Below are 17,978 nucleotides of genomic sequence, written 5' to 3' on the forward strand. Positions count from 1 at the left end.
TTTCCCTGTGTTAGGGCGCCGCGGAGTCGGGTACGTTTTTTAGTGGGGGTGGAGCATGAGTAAACGGGACTATTATGAAGTGTTGGGCGTCAGTAAAGACGCGTCTGCGGAAGACGTTAAGAAAGCTTACCGCAAATTGGCGCGTCAATACCATCCGGATGTTAACAAAGCGGATGATGCAGAAACGAAGTTTAAAGAAGCGAAAGAAGCCTACGACATACTCAGCGACGATCAGAAACGATCAACCTATGACCGTTTCGGGCATGTAGATCCGAATCAGGGCATGGGCGGCGGAGCTGACTTTGGCGGCGGCGGTTTCGGCGATATCTTTGATATGTTCTTCGGCGGCGGAGGCGGACGCCGTAATCCGAATGCCCCGCAGCGGGGAAGCGACTTGCAATATAACTTGCAAATTGAATTCAAAGAAGCGGTATTCGGCAAGGAACTGGATCTGCAGATTCCGCGTACCGAAGATTGTGACAAGTGTTCCGGTTCAGGAGCCAAACCGGGCACTAAGCCGGAGACCTGTACGGTCTGCTCGGGTTCGGGTCAGCAGGAAGTGGTGCAGAATACGCCGTTTGGCCGTATTGTAAACCGCCGTCCTTGCTCCAACTGTAACGGGCAAGGCAAAACTATCCGCCATAAATGCAGCGATTGCGGCGGATCGGGGAAAATTAAGAAGCAGCGCAAAATACACATCAAAATTCCGGCAGGCGTGGACGACGGCGCACAGCTGCGCGTAAGCGGTGAAGGCGAAAGCGGTACACGCGGCGGTCCGGCAGGTGATCTGTACGTCGTGATTCATGTCAAAGCGCACGAATATTTCGAGCGCCGCGATGACGACATCTATCTCGATATGCCGTTGACTTTCGTACAGGCGGCGCTTGGCGCTGAAGTCGAAGTGCCGACGCTGACAGAGAAAGTGAAGCTGAAGATTCCGGCGGGCACGGATACGGGCACGTACTTCCGTCTTCGCGGCAAAGGTGTTCCGAAGCTTCGCGGTTATGGACAGGGCGACCAGCACGTGAGAGTCGTCATCGTCACACCGAAGAATCTGACAGACGAACAGAAAGATCTGCTCCGTGATTTCGCCAAGATGAGCGGAGAGGATACCAAAGAACATCAGGAATCGTTCTTTGATAAGATGCGCAAAGCTTTCCGCGGTGACTAATGCTGCGGAAGCAGGCAGTACTGGAGAAGCACCCTTTCATCCCCTTTCAACGGGCATGAAAGGGTGCTTTTTGGCGTGTGCTTATTAAAGGTGCAAGGGTTAAAAAGTAACGCTAGATAAGCATGCGATTTCATGTATAATAATACGTTGTATCTATATTCTAGTCAGAATAATTTGTGCAGATATACACATTTTCATCTATAAAGGAGAGCTTCGATTGAACCGACAAGTGGAACTTCAGCGAACTTTGAAGCTATGGCACATTGTTGTTATCGGTTTGGGATATATGGCGCCGATGGCGGTATTTGATACGTATGGGATCGTATCGGAAGAAACGGGCGGACACGTTCCGGCCGCCTATGCCCTGACTTTGTTAGCGATTCTTTTTACGGCTTCAAGTTACGGTAAAATGGTCCGTGTGTATCCGACCGCGGGATCTGCATATGCGTACACCCGGAATACGATTCATCCCTATGCCGGGTTTCTGGTAGGCTGGGCTGCACTGCTTGATTATTTGTTCCTGCCGATGATCAATGCGCTCTTAACCGGCATTTATTTGTCCGCGGTATTCCCGGGGATTCCCGAGTGGATCTGGATTGTCGGTTTTGTATTGTTCATTACCGTCCTCAATTTGCTGAAGATCAAAATTACGGCTTCGGTAAATACTTTCTTAGTCTTGTTCCAGATCGTAGTCGTGCTCTTATTCGCAGCACTTGCCATACGAGGCCTGATGAATGGAGATGGAGCCGGACAGGTGTTCTCGGCACAGCCTTTCTATGGTCCGGATTTATCGCTGCCGGCTCTTCTTGTGGGCGCGTCTATATTGTGTTTTGCTTTCCTCGGCTTTGACGCCGTATCCACGTTGACGGAAGAAACGGTCGATCCGGTCAAGAATACGCCGCGCGCCATTATTCTCGTTGCGATGCTCGGCGGGATTTTGTTCATGACGGCATCCTATTTTACACAATCTCTCTTCCCGGACACCTCCGTTTTCGAAGATCCGGAAGCGGCTTCTCCTGAAATTGCACTCTTTATCGGCGGCAAAGTATTTCAGCTTGTATTCCTGGCGGCGGCTTTATCGTCCACGCTTGCGTCCGGTCTGGTGTCTTTGACGAGTGTGACGAGGCTGCTGTACGCGATGGGGCGCGATCATTATCTGCCCAAGAAAATTTTCGGGTATGTTCATCCCAGGAACGGCACGCCTGTATATAACGTGCTCATTATCGGCTGCTTGTCGCTGACTGCTCTGAAACTGGATCTGGTCACAGCGACTTCGTTCATCAACTTCGGCGCCCTGATCGCGTTCACATTCGTAAACCTTACGGTTATTATTCATTATGTGTTCAAAAAGAAGCAAAGAAGTGCGATGGATTATGTACGGTATCTGATTTCACCGCTGATTGGCGCGGGCTTCGTGGCTTATATCTGGACTCATCTCGATAGTCATTCGATGACTTTGGGCTTGATTTGGACAGCGGTAGGAGCCGCATATCTGATTTATTTGATTACGGTTGTCAAACGCGATGTCGGTAAAATGAGAATGGACGATTCCGAGGCGAACAGCTAAGTGGGATGGCGGCATGTTCTTGTTTAAAAGGAAGAAACAGGCATATCCGCTTCATCCGTCCGTACAGACACCGGGTAATGAGCATTGATTCAGTCCCGGCACCGTGATTATGAGGCGTCTAAGACGCACTCGGAGCGAATAAGAATGGTCTCCTTTAAGCATGCTACTGGGTAGTTTGTCATAAAGGAGGCCATTGTCATGAGCAACAATCGCAATGAGAAGCAGAATCAAGAGAACGAGCTTCCGATCGGGAAGAGCGAGGATGTCGAATTCAGCGCAGAACTGGCGGATGCGGAAGACCTCGAAGCGCTGCAGCGTGCGGAAGCGGCCGACAGCCGCCAGGAGCGGATCAGCGAATGAGCGAGGAGAGCATTCTGGCGGCTTTCAAATCGCCGGAGGAGGCGGAAGCGGCGGCCGCTAAACTGAGAGCGCTGCGTGCGATCGATCTTCAGATCGATCGGATCGACCGCTATCAGGGAAACGACGTCCAGCAGGTGATGAACCCGCTGAGCGGAGACTTTGCCAGCCTTGGCAATCTGACGCAGGCTGCCGAGTGGTTCAGTCCTGACGCGGGTATTCTAGGCGCGTCGGATACGACCGCGAGCGGAATGAGCGATGGCGGTCAGGGAATGCCGACCGGCAGGGATATCCTGCTGACGGTCGTGGTGGAGGAGAGCACCCGGCCTCTGGCGGTGCGCGTTATTGAGCAGTGCGGGGGCGAGATTTGAGAGCCCCGCAGCTCCAAGGTCCCGTCCATATGAGTGGACGGGACCTTAGTTTTGCCAGCCAAGCCGCATCCGGCTGCGGGTGAACGGCTGGGTTGGCCGCGCCGGCGGGCCTGCCTGATTCTGTGCGGGAATCACCGGCATTCCACAACGCTGCGGCCCGAGGCTCTGAATACCGAGGGATGCGAGTAACGTGCTGAATGCGGGTGTTTGTAGTGAGGCTGAGTGCAGCCGGCTTTATGAACCGGGAGTGGTAGGTACGGCTTTGAGCGGCCGCCTGTATACGGCCGTCACAGCTGTTTATGATATTGAATGTGGCAGAGTGTTGGAACCGGATGGAAATGGAGCACCCTCCCTCTTTAAGGGCGGACGCAGGTGTTCCTTTTTTTATGCGAAAAAAGAGCGGAAGCAAGTTTTACCGGGCATGTAAAGTAGTGTACAATAGCTAGATATGTAAGCGGATAGAAAGCAGAATCCGCAAGGGGGACAAGATGACGATGCGTTGGCATGAAATAACCGTATATACAACCGAACAAGCGACCGAAATGATTTCCAATTTCCTTCATGAATTTGGGGCCGGAGGCGTTTCAATCGAAGAATCAGGTACTTTAAATAAACAGCGGGATACTTCGATGGGACAGTTTTACGAGCACCCGCTCAATGATATTCCGGAAGGATTTGCAGAGATTAAAGGGTACTTCCTTGAGGGTTCGCCTCTGGAGGCCATTATGACCGAACTGAAGCAGCTGGTTGAAGGGTTGACGGAGTTCGGGATTGATATCGGAACACCGGCTTACGGACTGCGGGAAGTGGATGAAGAGGATTGGGCGAATGCATGGAAACAGTATTTTAAGCCGACCCGCATTACGGAGCGTTTAACGATTAAGCCGACTTGGGAAGAATATGAAGCATCTCCGGAAGAATTAATTCTGGAACTCGATCCGGGCATGGCTTTCGGAACCGGGACGCATGCTACTACTTCCCTGTGCCTCAAAACACTTGAAGAGGTGATTCAAGGCGGCGAAGACGTTATTGATGTCGGTACGGGCTCGGGAATTCTGGCGATCGCGGCTGCCAAGCTTGGAGCACGGAGCGTTCTTGCGGTGGATCTCGACCCTGTAGCCGTAGCCAGTGCAAGCGAGAATGCCGTCCTTAACGGCCTGGATGACCGGATTCATGTCAAGCTGAGCGATTTGCTGCAAGTATTCAAAGAGAGTGAAGCAGGCCACGGAGCGGACCTGGGAGTTACCCTGCCTGTGAAAATCGTGGTCGCCAATATATTGGCGGAAGTCATTCTGCTCTTCGTGGACGATGTATACAAAGTGCTTACACCAGATGGATACTATGTCGTATCCGGCGTTATACAAAGCAAGGAAAAGGATGTAGAAAACGGCCTGCTGGCTGCCGGTTTCGAGGTCGAGGCGGTCCGCCGTGACGGAGAATGGGTAGCGATGGTAGCACGGAAGAGGTAGGTGGACTAACTTGCTCGCATACGGTTTTGATGTTATTCCTTTTGTACTGCTCGTGCTCATCCTTGCGTTCACGGTACACGAATTCGCGCATGCGTATTCGGCCTATAAGTTCGGAGACTCTACGGCTTACAACGAAGGCCGGGTCACACTGAACCCGCGTGTTCATCTGGATGTATTCGGAACCATTGTGTTTATCCTCGTGGGTTTCGGTTGGGCCAAGCCGGTGCCTGTGCGCCGTTCCAACTTTAAGAAGCCCCGGCTTATGGGCGTGATCGTCAGTGCCGTCGGTCCGCTCAGCAATCTGGTGATGGCTTTTATCGGCCTGCTTATCCTGTACCTGCTGTGGACTTTTGGCGGCATTGAGACATGGTCGACGGGTACACAGAAAGCGGCTCTTCTCTTCTTGGTCCTGTTAGTCCAAATCAATATTGTACTCTTTATTCTGAATCTGCTGCCTGTCCCGCCGCTGGACGGCTACCGGATTCTGGAGGATGTGCTGCCGGTTGCCGGACGTGAGAAAATGCGCCAGTATGAACAGTGGGGGATGATTGTACTTCTGCTGCTGGTATTTATCGAGCCTCTGTACCGGGTTACGCTGGGACCGATTTTTGCGCTCCAGTATGATATTATTGCAGGCTTTAATACAGCATTAAGCAGTATCTTCGGCTTCAGGATACCCGTTGAGCAGCTGTTCCGTGTTTCCGGCGGTTTGTAACGATAGGCCGGGCGGAGTTTTTCTTACACCGGGAAGCAACCTTGTTAATGGGAAAATCAGGTGCATACACGCTTTGCTGTTACAAAGATGCAATTCCAAATGACCCATGAAATTACCCCCAAAGGTAGCTTTTGAAGCAAGAACATTGTAAGATAAAATGTATGCTTTTTTGAGTCCTGACAAAGAAAGAGTGGCCGCAATGCAAAGATATTTTGTTCCCGCTCAGAATTTCGGCGAGGATACAGTCCAGATAACGGGTGACGATGCTCACCATCTTGCGCGTGTTATGCGCGCCGAAGAAGGCGACCGCTGTATTTGCAGCGATGGGGTCAGCCGGGAAGTTCTTGTTGAAGTTACAGCTGTGGATAAGAATAAGGTCGAGGCGAAAATTGTCGAAATTCTGGCGATGACAGCGGAACCTGCTGTAGAAGTATGGATTGCGCAAAGTCTGCCGAAAGGCGATAAAATGGAGACGGTCATCCAGAAGGGGACCGAGATTGGCGCGGCTCGTTTTCTGCCGTTCGTATCGGAGCGGACGGTCGTTCAATACGATGCGAAGAAAGAAGCGAAGCGCACGGAGCGCTGGAGTAAGATTGCCAAGGAAGCAGCGGAGCAAGCGCACCGGAACCGTGTTCCGGTTATCGAGCCCGTGCTGTCCTGGAAGAATCTTCTTCAGCGTGCGTCAGAAACAAGCGGGGCCTGGATCTGTTATGAGAAAGAAGACGGATTCGGAATCGGTACGGCTATCCGGCGTTATTTTGACGATGCAAGGGCAGAGGGTTCCGGTGAAGCTGTACATAGTGTCCGGTTATCCGAGGGACAGCAAGCGGGCTTATCTGCGCAGGCTCCTGCCAGATTGCTGCTGATTATCGGGCCCGAAGGCGGATTCAGCGAGCAGGAGATCCAGGAAGCGGAAGCGGCGGGCTGCGTGTCCGTTTCGCTGGGACGGCGAATTCTACGTACGGAAACGGCCGCTATGGTCGGCTTGACGTGCATCTTATACGAATCAGGAGAGATGGGAGGATAAAGTTATGTCAACAGTGGCATTTCATACCCTAGGATGTAAAGTGAATTTTTATGATACGGAAGCGATCTGGCAGCTGTTCAAAAACGAAGGCTACGAACAGGTCGATTTTGAACATACCGCAGACGTTTACGTCATTAATACATGTACCGTTACGAATACGGGCGATAAGAAAAGCCGGCAGATGATCCGCCGCGCCGTCCGCCGTAATCCGGAAGCGATTGTGGCGGTAACCGGCTGCTATGCGCAGACGTCGCCGGCTGAAATTATGGCGATTCCGGGTGTGGATCTGGTTATCGGTACACAAGACCGTGATCAGATTCTGACCCTTGTCAAGCAGTTTCAAGATGAGCGCAAGCCGATTAATGCGGTTCGCAACATTATGAAGACACGCGAGTTCGAAGAGCTGGATGTACCGGATTTTGCGGACCGGACCCGTGCGTTCCTCAAAATCCAGGAAGGCTGCAACAATTTCTGCACCTTCTGCATTATTCCTTGGTCGCGCGGACTCATGCGCAGCCGTGAACCGCAAAGCGTGGTGAAGCAGGCTCACATGCTGGTGGACGCCGGCTATAAGGAAATTGTCCTGACCGGGATTCATACCGGAGGCTATGGCGAGGATATCGAGAACTACAGCCTGGCACGCCTGTTGTGGGATCTGGATAAAGTGGACGGCTTGAAGCGCGTCCGTATTTCATCCATTGAAGCGAGCCAGATTACCGATGAGGTTCTGGAAGTGCTGAACACTTCGGATAAAATGTGCCGCCATCTTCACATCCCGCTCCAGGCGGGTAATGATCAGGTCCTGGCACGGATGCGCCGCAAGTACACGACCGCCGAATACGGCCGCAAAATCGAGCTGATCCAGAAGGCGATGCCGGGAGCCGCTATAACGACGGATGTAATTGTAGGATTCCCGGGAGAGACGGACGAAATGTTCCGGGAAGGGTATGCGTTCATGGAGCAGATGCAATTCTCCGAGATGCACGTCTTCCCTTATTCGAAGCGGACAGGCACGCCTGCCGCACGGATGTTGGATCAGGTTGACGAAGAAATCAAGAATGCGCGTGTTCATGAGCTGATTGATTTGTCGGAGCGGATGCAGCTGCAATATGCCCGTCAATTTGTCGGGAAGCAGCTTGAAGTCATTCCGGAGCGCACGTATAAAGGTGCCGCGGAAGACAGCGGACTGCTGATGGGCTACACGGACAATTACCTGCAGGTCGTATTCAATGCACCGGAAGAGATGATCGGCAAAGTGTGCACCGTACAGGTGAACGAAGCCGGTGTCAATGAATCTCAAGGTGTTCTGATTCGTACAGAGGATGCCAAGGCGGCAGAAGAACGTATTCAAGCAATTGTTTAAAATTGTAAGATATGTATTGACAGACCATATATGCGGTGATAAGATGGGGTACATCTAATTGAAGCCCTCTACCGGACCGCCGGAGACACAAGCGATTATGGCTTGTTGTTTCCGGCTTTTTTGTTGTCCGCCCAGCAGAAGCGGGAGTTGATTCTCAGCAGGGGAAGGAGGGAAAAACAAGGGTTGGCAGAATGGGGCAGCTATTGCTTCAGTTCTTGTCAATAGTTGTTTGAGGCACGATGCTGAAGTATGAAAACAAAATTTTTTATTTATAATTCCGAGTAAAAACATGTGTTAACTAATATATAAGGAGTGAAAGAGTATGACAGTTGGCAAACAGGATGTGGAGTTCGGCTGGTTTATCCCCACGACCGGTGACGGCAAGTACATAGGTGTGGAGCCGGAGAGAGAATCGACCGCTGATTATATGATTGAAGTCGCCCAGACAGCGGAAAAGGCGGGATTTACTTTTGCACTGATACCGACGGGCGGATCTTGCCTGGATGCATGGATCGTCGGTTCCTCTATTGCCGTGCATACGAAGACGCTGAAGCCGCTGGTCGCCCTCAGACCGGGGCTGATCGCTCCCGTACTTGCTGCACGGATGGCCGCCACGCTGGATGTGATCTCGGGAGGCCGGGCTCTGATTAACGTCGTGACCGGCGGCTCGCCGAGCGATTTGCAGGCTACGGGAGATCCTCTCGCGCTGGCGCACGATGAACGCTACGAACGGACGCGGGAATTCCTTCATATTGTCAAAAGCATATGGACGCGCTCGAATGAAAGCGGAGAGAAGTTCCTGGCAGGGGGAGGTTACCACTATGGCGGCGACGGGAAAGTTAATTTTAAAGGCCGCTACTATGAGCTGGAGAACGGGGCGGGCTTGCCGCTGCCTGTGCAGCAGCCGCACCCTCCCCTCTATTTTGGGGGCAGTTCTGAGGCTGGCAAACGAACCGCCGTAGAAACTTCGGATGTCTACTTGATGTGGGCAGAGCCTCTTCCGTGGATCGAGGAGCAGATTCAAGAAGTCGAGCGGATTCGGAGTGAAGTACAAGCTGAGAAGGGGACGGTCCGGGAGCTTCGTTACGGGCTCAGAGCGCAAGTTGTTGTTCGGACTACCGAGGAGGAAGCTTGGAAAGAAGCGTGGGAAATCATTTCGAAGGTGGAGCCGGAAGCGGTGGAATGGTCCAGCCACCGTTTCAAAGAAACGGATGCCACGAACCAGCAGAGGCAGAATCAGCTCCGGGAAGGCTCGCGTGATAATGGATACCTCATCGGGCCTAACTTATGGGCCGGAATTTCGATTCTGCGGGGCGGAGGCGCTATGACATTCGTGGGGACACCCGGGCAGGTAGCGGACAGGCTTCTTGAGTTTGTTGACATTGGAATCTCGTCGTTTATTTTATCGGGCTATCCTAACTTGGAAGAGGCTCAAATTACGGGAGATCTGCTGCTGCCGGTTTTTAAGGAAAAGCTGGTGCAACGTACCAACCAAACCAACCACACCAACCAAGAGGTCACCGTTGAGGTGTAAAGAAGGACGCGGATGCGAGAATTTTACAATCGTTGAAACGACCGCAGGAAGGTGACATTTGATTTTGAAATAAAAGGGGGAGCATGATGCTGAAAGTACGTAAAACCCGGTATACGTCGCTTTTACTTGCCGCCGCACTTATTGTGCCGGGGTTAATGGGCTGTTCCGCTAAGCTGGCTTCAAGCGGAGGAGAGTCGGGCGCTTCCCTCGGCCAGAAGAAAGAGAAAACGGTGGTTAACATCGGCATCCAGCACAGCCTGGGACCGCTGTTGATCGCCAGGGAAAAGAAGTGGTTCGAGGAAGCATACGCCAAGGCAGGAGCCGAGGTGAAATGGCATGAGTTCCAAAGCGGACCTCCCCATTTTGAAGCGATTACAGCCGGGCGCCTGGATTTCGGAATGGTCGGTAACGGACCTGTTATCGCCGCCCAGGCATCGAATCTGGATTTTAAAGAAATCGCTGTTACCGGGGACGGTAAAAAGGGCAACGCCATCCTGCTGCCCAAAGGAAGTCCGGTACAATCCGTCCAGGATTTAAAAGGAAAGAAGGTAGCTGTAGCCAAAGGAAGCAGCGGCTGGATTTTCTTGTACAGAGCGCTGGCCAAGGCGGGTGTGCAGCCTAAGGATATCAAGATCGTCCAGCTCCAGCCCGATGAGGCTAAGCCGGCCTTTGGTTCGGGTGCTGTAGACGCATGGGCCGTCTGGGAGCCTTTTATCACCAATGAAGTTCAAACTTCAGGCGCCCGCATCCTTGCCGATGGGGAGGAGCTGAATCTGCTTGGACCAGGGTTTGCGGTCGCGCGAACCGCGTTTACGAAGGAGCACCCCGAATTAACGGTACTGTTCCTAAAAACCTATGAAGAGGCACGCCTATGGATGGAGGAGCACCCGGATGAAGCGGCAGAGATATTGGCAAAGGCCAAGAAACTGGAGCCTGAGACGGTGCGGAAAATTCTGGAGAATACGGAGCCGATGAACGCCGTTATTTCGGATGAGTTTATAAAAGCGCAGCAGACGACGGCGGACTTCATGCATGAGAATGAAGCGATTAAGCAGCAAATTGATGTTACGAAGGTCGTGGACAATACTTTTATCAAGCAGGCACTGGCTCAGCTGGGGGGAACTGCTGCTGTCCCCGCTGCTCCATAGGACTGTCTTCATCCGTAAATGCTAAATAAACAGAGGCAATCTGCTTTGCAGCCTACTGTTTCCCCGTTCAACCATTCCTCTTTTAAGCTGTATCAGCTGCATTTTACAGTCTCGATTACGGAAGTAATCCACTACAGCCTCTTAGCAAGCTTGGGGTGAGTCCACTGGCAACGTTCCTCATCTAATGAATGACAGCGTCCTCCTGACGCTGTTTTTCTTTTGTTATGAAGCTTATTTACTTTTGCGCGTTTAGACGGAGAGTGCTGTTGGGTAAGAGGTAAAAGAGAACTTCCATAGACGTTGGACGGAGGGGGACTTATGGCCAACACACAGCACAAAGCCGAGCTAGAGAAGACTACCGTTACGGCGCCCAAAAAAAAGAAAAAGAAAGCGGTTCGCAGAATCGCAGGAGTTGTCTTCATAGGTATACTGACGATCGGTCTTGGAGCAGCCGGTTGGGCTGCCAAAACCGGATTCACCATGTACGAGCAGACCGATATCACCAAACTGTCTCAGGAACCGCCTCAATCGCTCCGGATTTACGATGCTAATCAGAAACTGATAACGGAATTAACTAATTCACGGATGGAGTACATACCGCTATCTGATTTTCCGGAGAATTTGAAGAATGCCATCATTGCCGTGGAAGATTCCCGATTCTATGAGCATGGAGGAATTGATTTTAAGGGCCTTAGCCGCGCCATGTATACGAATTTGCGGAACGGTGATGTGGTTCAGGGAGGAAGTACCATTACACAGCAGCTGGCCAAAGTCATGCTATTCTCTTCCGAGCAGACGCTGGAAAGAAAAGTGAATGAAGCCGTAGCTGCCTTGAAAATCGAAAAGAATTACAACAAGGATCAAATTCTGGAGCTGTATTTGAATTATATTTATTACGGCAGAGGCGCGTGGGGAATCGAACGGGCTTCCCAGACTTATTTTGACAAGAATGCTTCGAAATTGACACTTGCCGAAGCGGCGCTGCTTGCAGGACTGCCGAAATCACCGAATGTATATTCACCCCTGAACAATATAGAGAAAGCTAAGGAACGCCGTGATCTTGTGCTCTCTTTGATGGCGGATCAGGGGAAAATAACGGCGGAGCAGAAGAATGAGGCTCAGAGCGAGCCGATTAAACTTACGGACCAATCGTCGCTTGCGGCCACGAACAAATATCCAAGTTATGTCGATCACGTGATCGAGGAAACACTGAGCAAGACTAAATTGTCCGAGCAAGAAATTCTTTCTTCGGGTCTCCAGATCTATACGAATCTCGATCCGGCTGTCCAGGACGCGGCAGAGGCCGTGTACATGGAGAAGAAAAATTTCCCGGGCGATAAAGGCGGTCTGCAAAGCTCCGTCATCGTGCTGGATTCAAAGACGGGCGCCATTCGCGGACTGGTCGGCTCACGCAGCGAGAAGCGTGAATTCCGCGCTTTCAATTATGCGACACAGCTGCAGCGTCAACCCGGATCTACGATCAAACCGGTTGTGGTGTATACGCCTGCTTTATTGGCAGGGTTTAAGCCGCAGGATTTGATCAATGATGTGGAGACGGAATTCGGAAACAGCTACAAGCCCGGCAATTCCGGTCAGAGGTTTCATGGCTGGGTAACAATGGAGACCGCATTGATGCAATCTTATAACGTGCCGGCGGTTGCATTGATGAAAGAAGTGGGGATCGGCAAAGCGATGGATTTCGGCCGCAAAGCCGGTCTGCCTCTTGAAGATGACGACCGTGTGTACGGTCTGGCGCTGGGCGGCCTGAAATACGGCACCTCGCCGCTTGTCATGGCTCAGGCTTACACGATGTATGCCAATAACGGCAAACTGTCCAAGGCTTATGCGGTATCCAAAATTGTGGACCGCAGCGGTAACGTTATTCTGCAGGAAAAACCGCAAACAAATCAGATCATCGATGCGAACACCGCATATACCATGACGCAGATGATGCAGAAGGTGGTGACGGATGGCACGGGCCGCAGTGCCCGGATCAAGTATCCTGTTGCCGGCAAGACGGGAACGACGCAGCTGCCGGATGTGGCTGAATTCCGGACAGGATCAGGCAAAGTAATCAACGGAATGAAGGATGCCTGGTTCGTCGGGTATACCCCTGAGCTGGTTACGGCTGTCTGGGTCGGTTATCCCGTAACGAACCGGGAGCACTATATTCCGTCGGAAGGCGGAACGCTTCCGGGAGACCTGTTCGGCAAAGTCATGAGCGGAGCACTCAAAAACCGTCCGGTCACCGCTTTCCAGCCACCCAAAGGATATAGACTGGCTGGCGGTAAAATTCAGAGAATCAACGGAGAAGAAGACAAACTGTATGCCTCAGCCGATGATTCGTCTGAACGCAGGAGGAGCTCCGGCAAGGCGGATTCTCCGATTAAGAAGGTTGACAGAGCGGACATTTCTTCGCCAAGTCCCACTCCGACGTCTACTCCGGCTAAGAATGACGGCACAGCTAATAAGCCGGATAAGGAAAAGGCGGATCCTTCCAATAATAAGGGGGATGGCGGGGGGAAGAAAGATTCTGAAGGAAGCAAGGACAAACCGGACAAAGACAAACCGGACCAGACGGATCAAGACCGGCCTGGTAAACCCGGTAAAGAGGAAGACAGCCCGTCCAAGGATCCGGTTAAGCCGGATAAAGAAAACGGGAAAGACAAACCGGTAGCGCCAGAGCCCGTGAAAACGCCTACTGTCAAAGAAAGCGCTAAATAAACTTGAGCTTTGGCTTAATATTGTTTCGGCTGGACAGAAATCAAACAAGTACGCCCAAATCACTAGTCTAGGGACTGGTGATTTGGGCGTATTTTATGTACGGTTAAACCCGAGCAAAGCTATCAAGAAGTGTCTTTAGGCCGCCGTAATTCTCCGGTGCGCATCGGAGAGAACGACTAAAATTTATCTGTGCTGCGAGGTTATGGTGGAGCCGATCCGTTGGTTTCTTCAGGTGATCTTCGAAACCCGGTTGCTTGTCCGGCTCCTTATTAGTTAGAATGAAAAGCGTGACTAAAGCAAGACTTTACGAGGATTGTGAAAGGATGGTTCCAATGAAAGAAATATCAGGCGGCGGCGTGGTGTTCCGCAAGAAGGACGGACGAACAGAAGTGCAGCTGATCCAGGACCGATTCGGGAAGATGACGATTCCTAAGGGGAAGATGGAACCGGGTGAAACCATTGAAGAAACAGCGCTGCGGGAAATTAATGAAGAAACGGGCATTACCGGGCGGATTGTAGAACCTCTTGATAGGATAACGTATGATTACGAGCATAAAGAGTACGGCACTGTACATAAGGAAGTGCACTATTACCTGGTGGAGGCAGTCGGAGGCGACTTGCAGGCACAGGTTGAGGAAATAAACGGTGTAGAGTGGTTTTCTCCGGAAGATGCGTGGGAGAAACAGGTACAAGCCGGTTATGATAATAATGACGGCATTCTGCGTAAAGCTCTGGAGAAAATAGGATTTCGGGCGTAGCACCCCGAGGCAAATAAAAAGCCCGAACCGGTAAGGTGCACGGGTCCGGTCTGAGCTTACGTATGCGGCTGGAAACTTTTGCTGCGGCTGAAGGGCAGGTAGCAAAGCGGCAGAGCAATCAGGGAGCAGGCGATATTAAACAAAGTCTGCGCGCGCGCGATTAGAGCGGATGGGTCGGAAGTCATCCAGGCGGACGCATCATGAAGCAAGCCGATCATCGGGAAGAATAAAGCGGCACCGCCGACATTGAGCAGAATGTGCGACCAGGCAACAAAGACGCCGGCACGCGTTCCGCCAATGCTTGCCATCCAAGCTGTGACACAGGTGCCGACATTCGAACCGATGGTAATGGCGATTCCGAGTTCAGGGGAAATGACGCCGCTGGCGGCCAGCCCCATCGACATGACAATGACGGCACTGCTGCTGTGAATCAGTGCGGCTACGGCGGCACCAGCGATTATTCCCCAGAGCAGGCTGATCTTAGCATGCTCGATGAACCAGGCGAACAGGCCGAGGTTCCCGAGTGCAGGGCCGATGCTCTGCATGATTTGGATGCCGAGCAGCACAAGCGAGAACCCGGAAGCGGCCAGCGCGGCGTAGCGTACGCCGTGCAGCCAGCGGCGGGGGTTCCCGGGCTTGCCTGCCCGCCTGCCACCAGGGTCTGCCTGCCCGCCGCCGCTGTGCGCTTGCCCCGCTGGCCGGATGCTTGTGCCAGGGTCAGGCAGGCGGGAGTCGGCCCGCAGACTGCTGCTAGCCAGCGGGACTCGCCCCGCCCGCCTGCCACCAGGGCTCACCTGCCCGCCGCCGCTATGCACTTGCCCTGCCGTTGGGATGCTTGTGCCGGGTTCAGCCTGGCAGCTGTCTGCTGAGGCAGCGGCCGGCGTATGCAGCAGCAGCCGCGAGCGGCTGCCCGCCCTGCCGCGTATATGGACCGCAGGCTGCGCCCCTGTGCCGCCCTGGGCCAGTTCTGCTGACCCGGGCGCTCCGCCCGTGCAGGCATCCCTGCGGAGTTCGGCGCTGCGGGGCCATCCCGGCGCTTCGTGCACGCGTCCCGCGGCCTCCCGGGGGCCTGGGCCGGCTCCCGGCGAGACCAGCCAGCTGCCGAGCCAGACGGCGGCAGAAGCCAGCAGCAGCGGGATCGCGATGCCCGCTACGTTCAGCCCGATGAGCTCGGTCGTCAGGCACGTGCCGATGTTCGTGCCGAGGATGATCCCGAGTGTTCTCGGGAAGGTGAGCACACCGGCGTTGACGAGGCCGATCGAGATGACGGTGACGGCGCTGCTGCTCTGAAGCAGCGCCGTCAGCGCCGTGCCTGTCGCCAGGCCGTGCGCCGGTGTCTTCGTTGCGGTTTCGAGAAACCGGTAGATGTGAGGGCCGGCGAGCTGGTGCAGCGCCAGCTCCATCATTTTCATGCCAAACAAAAAAACAGATAATCCGGCGAGCAGGGGAAGTGCAAGAGTCGTCCACATGAGGCCCAGCTCCTTTGATTTTTCTCCCGGGTTACGGGTTGTCTGATTCATTCATTGAAGCATATATATGTACGTGCAGGACAGGGCATGACAATCGGCTTTGTCCATATCGTGCGCATAAAGTTTAATTATCGCCGCCAAGAGGCGGATTCGGGCATCAGGAAGGGGCACTTACATGGCAGCGATTGTGTTGCAGAAAAAAAGAAAAAAACGGCTGGAGCAGGGACATCCCTGGATTTATGCAAGTGAGATTGAACGCGTGGAGGGAGAACCGGCCCCGGGGCAGGTTGTGGAAGTACGCACCCATGCGGGACAAGTGCTTGCTTATGCCTACTACAATCCGAAGTCTCAAATAACGGGACGGGTAGTCAGTTATCAGCCGCTTGAGGCGATGACCAAAGAGTTCTTCTTGGAACGGTTCAGACGCTGTGCGCGCCACCGGGAACGTTTTCTGGAGGATTCAGATTCTTACCGGCTTGTATACGGAGATGCGGATTTTCTGCCGGGGCTTACGGTGGATAAGTTTGCCGACATCCTTGTTGTTCAAATTTTAACGCTGGGCATGGATGTATGCCGGGAAGCGATTACGGAAGCGCTGGTTGAGGTTTTTGCCCCTCAAGGGATCTATGAGCGCAGCGATGTAACGGTCAGAGAACTGGAAGGGCTCGAGCAATTAAAGGGCCCGCTGTATGGAGACTGTCCGCGCTATGTCCGTATCCTGGAAAATGGGCTGCACATTGAGGTGGATATCGAGCAGGGCCAGAAAACGGGTTATTTCTTCGATCAGCGTGAGAACCGCGCGGCGATTGATCCGCTGATGACGGGCTGGGGAGGAAGCGGCGGGATCGCTGTCCGCGAAATCGAGCACGAAGGCAAGCTGCAGCAGCTTCCGGTCAATGCCAACGGCAAAGTGGTCACGTTCCCTTACTGGGACGGGGCTACCGTACTGGAATGCTTCTCTCATACGGGGAGCTTTACGCTGAATGCTTGCAAATACGGGGCGAAGAAAGTGACCTGCCTTGATATCTCGGAGCATGCGGTCGAAAGCGCGCGCAAGAATGTGCAGCTGAACGGCTTTGAAGACCGCGTCGAGTTTGTGGTGGCGGATGCGTTCGAATACTTACGCAAGCAGGTAAGAGGTGTTGAAGACCGGCGCCAAAGAGCACAGGCCGGACAAGGGGCCAAGGTCGACACCTCCAAGCCGGTGGGCGAAGCCCGGACTTGGGATGTGGTCATTCTGGACCCGCCGGCCTTTGCCAAGACGCGCAGCGCCGTTGAAGGAGCCTGCCGCGGGTACAAGGACATTAACCTGCACGGGATGAAGCTGGTTAATGAAGGGGGCTACCTCGTGACGGCTTCTTGCTCCTACCACATGCAGCCGGATCTGTTCCTGGAGACGATTCACGCGGCGGCAGTCGATGCCGGCAAAATTCTCCGGCTGGTTGAGTTCCGCGCGGCGGGCAAGGATCATCCGAGGCTTCTTGGCGTCGATGAGGGCAATTACTTGAAGTTCGCTATTTTCGAGGTACGAAGCCGTTAGAGGACCGTCCCGTTTTTTCATTTTGCTCTTCCCGCGTGATACAATGAAGCTGAACACCTAGAACTGCAAGTAACCCGGGAGGTAATGAGCATGGTTAAATTTCAGGATATCAACCCTTTTATGGATAAAGTACGGCAGGATCTGATGAATGTGCTTCATTCATTCGGCCCCGATGAGAAGCAGCTTAGAGAACAACCGGACGGCTGGACCGTGACTGAAGTTGTTGAGCATTTGAGCAAACTGGAAGGAATGATCCTCTATCAGCTGACTCAAGTCGTTGGCAAAGAGCCGGTCGGGCCGTCTGAGGCACCGGAGGACAAAGTAACCGATGTGATGGAGATTATTCAGAACAACGGGGTAATCGGCAAGAAAATCGAAGCGCCGGAACCGTCCCGGCCGACCGGAACGCTCTCCTACGAGGAGGCGGTCCAGAAGCTGGAAGAGGTCAGAGCCAAGACCAAAGCTTTCATTCCCAAACTGGCGCAGCGGAATACAAACGATCTGCTGTTCCCGCATCCGCTCGGCTTTGAGCTGAACGCGACCCAGTGGGCGCATTTTATCGCTATTCATGAAACGGCTCACGTGAGACAGCTTCAAAGAATCCGTGAAGCTAATCGTTAAGCGAGCCAGATTAGCCGGTACACGCTGCGAAGCTGTATACCGGCTTTTTTGCATCCCCGCAGGCTTGAATCCTGTGATACAATGAGGGATGATTTCAAGCCGGCAAGCGTGCATGCATCAAGACCAGACCAATTCCAGATGAAA

15 protein-coding genes are annotated in these 17,978 nt (G+C 53.2%); 14 read left to right on the top strand and 1 reads right to left on the bottom strand.

All coding sequences use genetic code 11. The features are described 5' to 3' along the window. The first annotated feature begins 55 nt into the window (after positions 1-55). From dnaJ to AR333_RS05840, 12 genes are all read left to right on the top strand, one after another. Positions 56-1,171 carry a molecular chaperone DnaJ gene (gene dnaJ, locus AR333_RS05785; protein WP_068774337.1) on the top strand — a complete coding sequence of 372 codons (1,116 nt, stop codon included), beginning with the start codon at positions 56-58 and terminating at the stop codon, positions 1,169-1,171. 217 nt (positions 1,172-1,388) lie between these two features. Beyond that, entirely contained in the window at positions 1,389-2,738 is a 1,350-nt protein-coding gene (locus AR333_RS05790; protein WP_068774338.1) for an APC family permease, read from the top strand. Positions 2,739-2,936: 198 nt separating this feature from the next. Next, positions 2,937-3,098, top strand: coding sequence for a YfhD family protein (locus AR333_RS24200; protein ID WP_084783513.1), 162 nt, complete (start codon positions 2,937-2,939; stop codon positions 3,096-3,098). Then, complete coding sequence (locus tag AR333_RS05795; protein WP_068774339.1) at positions 3,095-3,466, top strand: hypothetical protein; 372 nt, start codon at positions 3,095-3,097, stop codon at positions 3,464-3,466. Before AR333_RS24200 ends, AR333_RS05795 begins: the two co-directional genes overlap by 4 nt. A 494-nt stretch (positions 3,467-3,960) precedes the next feature. Further along, on the top strand, positions 3,961-4,935 hold the full coding sequence (prmA, locus tag AR333_RS05805) for a 50S ribosomal protein L11 methyltransferase (protein ID WP_068775143.1): 975 nt from the start codon (positions 3,961-3,963) through the stop codon (positions 4,933-4,935). A gap of 10 nt (positions 4,936-4,945) precedes the next feature. Further along, positions 4,946-5,650 (top strand): site-2 protease family protein, encoded by a 705-nt coding sequence (locus AR333_RS05810; RefSeq protein WP_068774341.1) that lies wholly within the window; start codon positions 4,946-4,948, stop codon positions 5,648-5,650. A 199-nt stretch (positions 5,651-5,849) separates the two neighbouring features. After that, complete coding sequence (locus AR333_RS05815; RefSeq protein WP_068774342.1) at positions 5,850-6,677, top strand: 16S rRNA (uracil(1498)-N(3))-methyltransferase; 828 nt, start codon at positions 5,850-5,852, stop codon at positions 6,675-6,677. 4 nt (positions 6,678-6,681) lie between these two features. Further along, on the top strand, positions 6,682-8,040 hold the full coding sequence (mtaB, locus tag AR333_RS05820) for a tRNA (N(6)-L-threonylcarbamoyladenosine(37)-C(2))-methylthiotransferase MtaB (RefSeq protein WP_068774343.1): 1,359 nt from the start codon (positions 6,682-6,684) through the stop codon (positions 8,038-8,040). A gap of 322 nt (positions 8,041-8,362) precedes the next feature. Then, complete coding sequence (locus AR333_RS05825; protein WP_068774344.1) at positions 8,363-9,574, top strand: LLM class flavin-dependent oxidoreductase; 1,212 nt, start codon at positions 8,363-8,365, stop codon at positions 9,572-9,574. Between the two features lie 83 nt (positions 9,575-9,657). Then, entirely contained in the window at positions 9,658-10,722 is a 1,065-nt protein-coding gene (locus AR333_RS05830) for an aliphatic sulfonate ABC transporter substrate-binding protein (protein WP_068774345.1), read from the top strand. Between the two features lie 318 nt (positions 10,723-11,040). Then, the gene (locus AR333_RS05835) at positions 11,041-13,446 is read left to right on the top strand and encodes a transglycosylase domain-containing protein (RefSeq protein ID WP_068774346.1); all 2,406 of its coding nucleotides are present in this window, start codon (positions 11,041-11,043) and stop codon (positions 13,444-13,446) included. A 323-nt stretch (positions 13,447-13,769) separates the two neighbouring features. Beyond that, the gene (locus AR333_RS05840; protein WP_068774347.1) at positions 13,770-14,204 is read left to right on the top strand and encodes an NUDIX hydrolase; all 435 of its coding nucleotides are present in this window, start codon (positions 13,770-13,772) and stop codon (positions 14,202-14,204) included. Positions 14,205-14,260: 56 nt separating this feature from the next. Here the strand turns inward: AR333_RS05840 and AR333_RS05845 are convergent, their stop codons facing one another. After that, positions 14,261-15,724: a Na/Pi symporter gene (locus AR333_RS05845; RefSeq protein ID WP_367583961.1), complete on the bottom strand. Its 1,464-nt coding sequence runs from the start codon at positions 15,722-15,724 to the stop codon at positions 14,261-14,263. Between the two features lie 124 nt (positions 15,725-15,848). Between AR333_RS05845 and AR333_RS05850 the strand changes: the two genes are divergently transcribed. Beyond that, positions 15,849-17,213 (top strand): class I SAM-dependent rRNA methyltransferase, encoded by a 1,365-nt coding sequence (locus AR333_RS05850; RefSeq protein WP_068774349.1) that lies wholly within the window; start codon positions 15,849-15,851, stop codon positions 17,211-17,213. Between the two features lie 90 nt (positions 17,214-17,303). After that, positions 17,304-17,834: a DinB family protein gene (locus AR333_RS05855; RefSeq protein ID WP_068774350.1), complete on the top strand. Its 531-nt coding sequence runs from the start codon at positions 17,304-17,306 to the stop codon at positions 17,832-17,834. The last annotated feature ends 144 nt before the right edge of the window (positions 17,835-17,978 follow it).

This window comes from Paenibacillus sp. FJAT-26967 (assembly GCF_001541095.1).
Taxonomy (GTDB): domain Bacteria; phylum Bacillota; class Bacilli; order Paenibacillales; family NBRC-103111; genus Paenibacillus_F.

Coding starts and splice junctions, on each gene's coding strand:
- dnaJ (WP_068774337.1), top strand. CDS start 56: ATGAGTAAACGGGACTATTATGAAGTGTTGGGCGTCAGTAAAGACGCG.
- AR333_RS05830 (WP_068774345.1), top strand. CDS start 9,658: ATGATGCTGAAAGTACGTAAAACCCGGTATACGTCGCTTTTACTTGCC.
- prmA (WP_068775143.1), top strand. CDS start 3,961: ATGCGTTGGCATGAAATAACCGTATATACAACCGAACAAGCGACCGAA.
- AR333_RS05815 (WP_068774342.1), top strand. CDS start 5,850: ATGCAAAGATATTTTGTTCCCGCTCAGAATTTCGGCGAGGATACAGTC.
- AR333_RS05850 (WP_068774349.1), top strand. CDS start 15,849: ATGGCAGCGATTGTGTTGCAGAAAAAAAGAAAAAAACGGCTGGAGCAG.
- mtaB (WP_068774343.1), top strand. CDS start 6,682: ATGTCAACAGTGGCATTTCATACCCTAGGATGTAAAGTGAATTTTTAT.
- AR333_RS05835 (WP_068774346.1), top strand. CDS start 11,041: ATGGCCAACACACAGCACAAAGCCGAGCTAGAGAAGACTACCGTTACG.
- AR333_RS05795 (WP_068774339.1), top strand. CDS start 3,095: ATGAGCGAGGAGAGCATTCTGGCGGCTTTCAAATCGCCGGAGGAGGCG.
- AR333_RS05845 (WP_367583961.1), bottom strand. CDS start 15,724: ATGAATCAGACAACCCGTAACCCGGGAGAAAAATCAAAGGAGCTGGGC.
- AR333_RS05825 (WP_068774344.1), top strand. CDS start 8,363: ATGACAGTTGGCAAACAGGATGTGGAGTTCGGCTGGTTTATCCCCACG.
- AR333_RS05855 (WP_068774350.1), top strand. CDS start 17,304: ATGGTTAAATTTCAGGATATCAACCCTTTTATGGATAAAGTACGGCAG.
- AR333_RS24200 (WP_084783513.1), top strand. CDS start 2,937: ATGAGCAACAATCGCAATGAGAAGCAGAATCAAGAGAACGAGCTTCCG.
- AR333_RS05840 (WP_068774347.1), top strand. CDS start 13,770: ATGGTTCCAATGAAAGAAATATCAGGCGGCGGCGTGGTGTTCCGCAAG.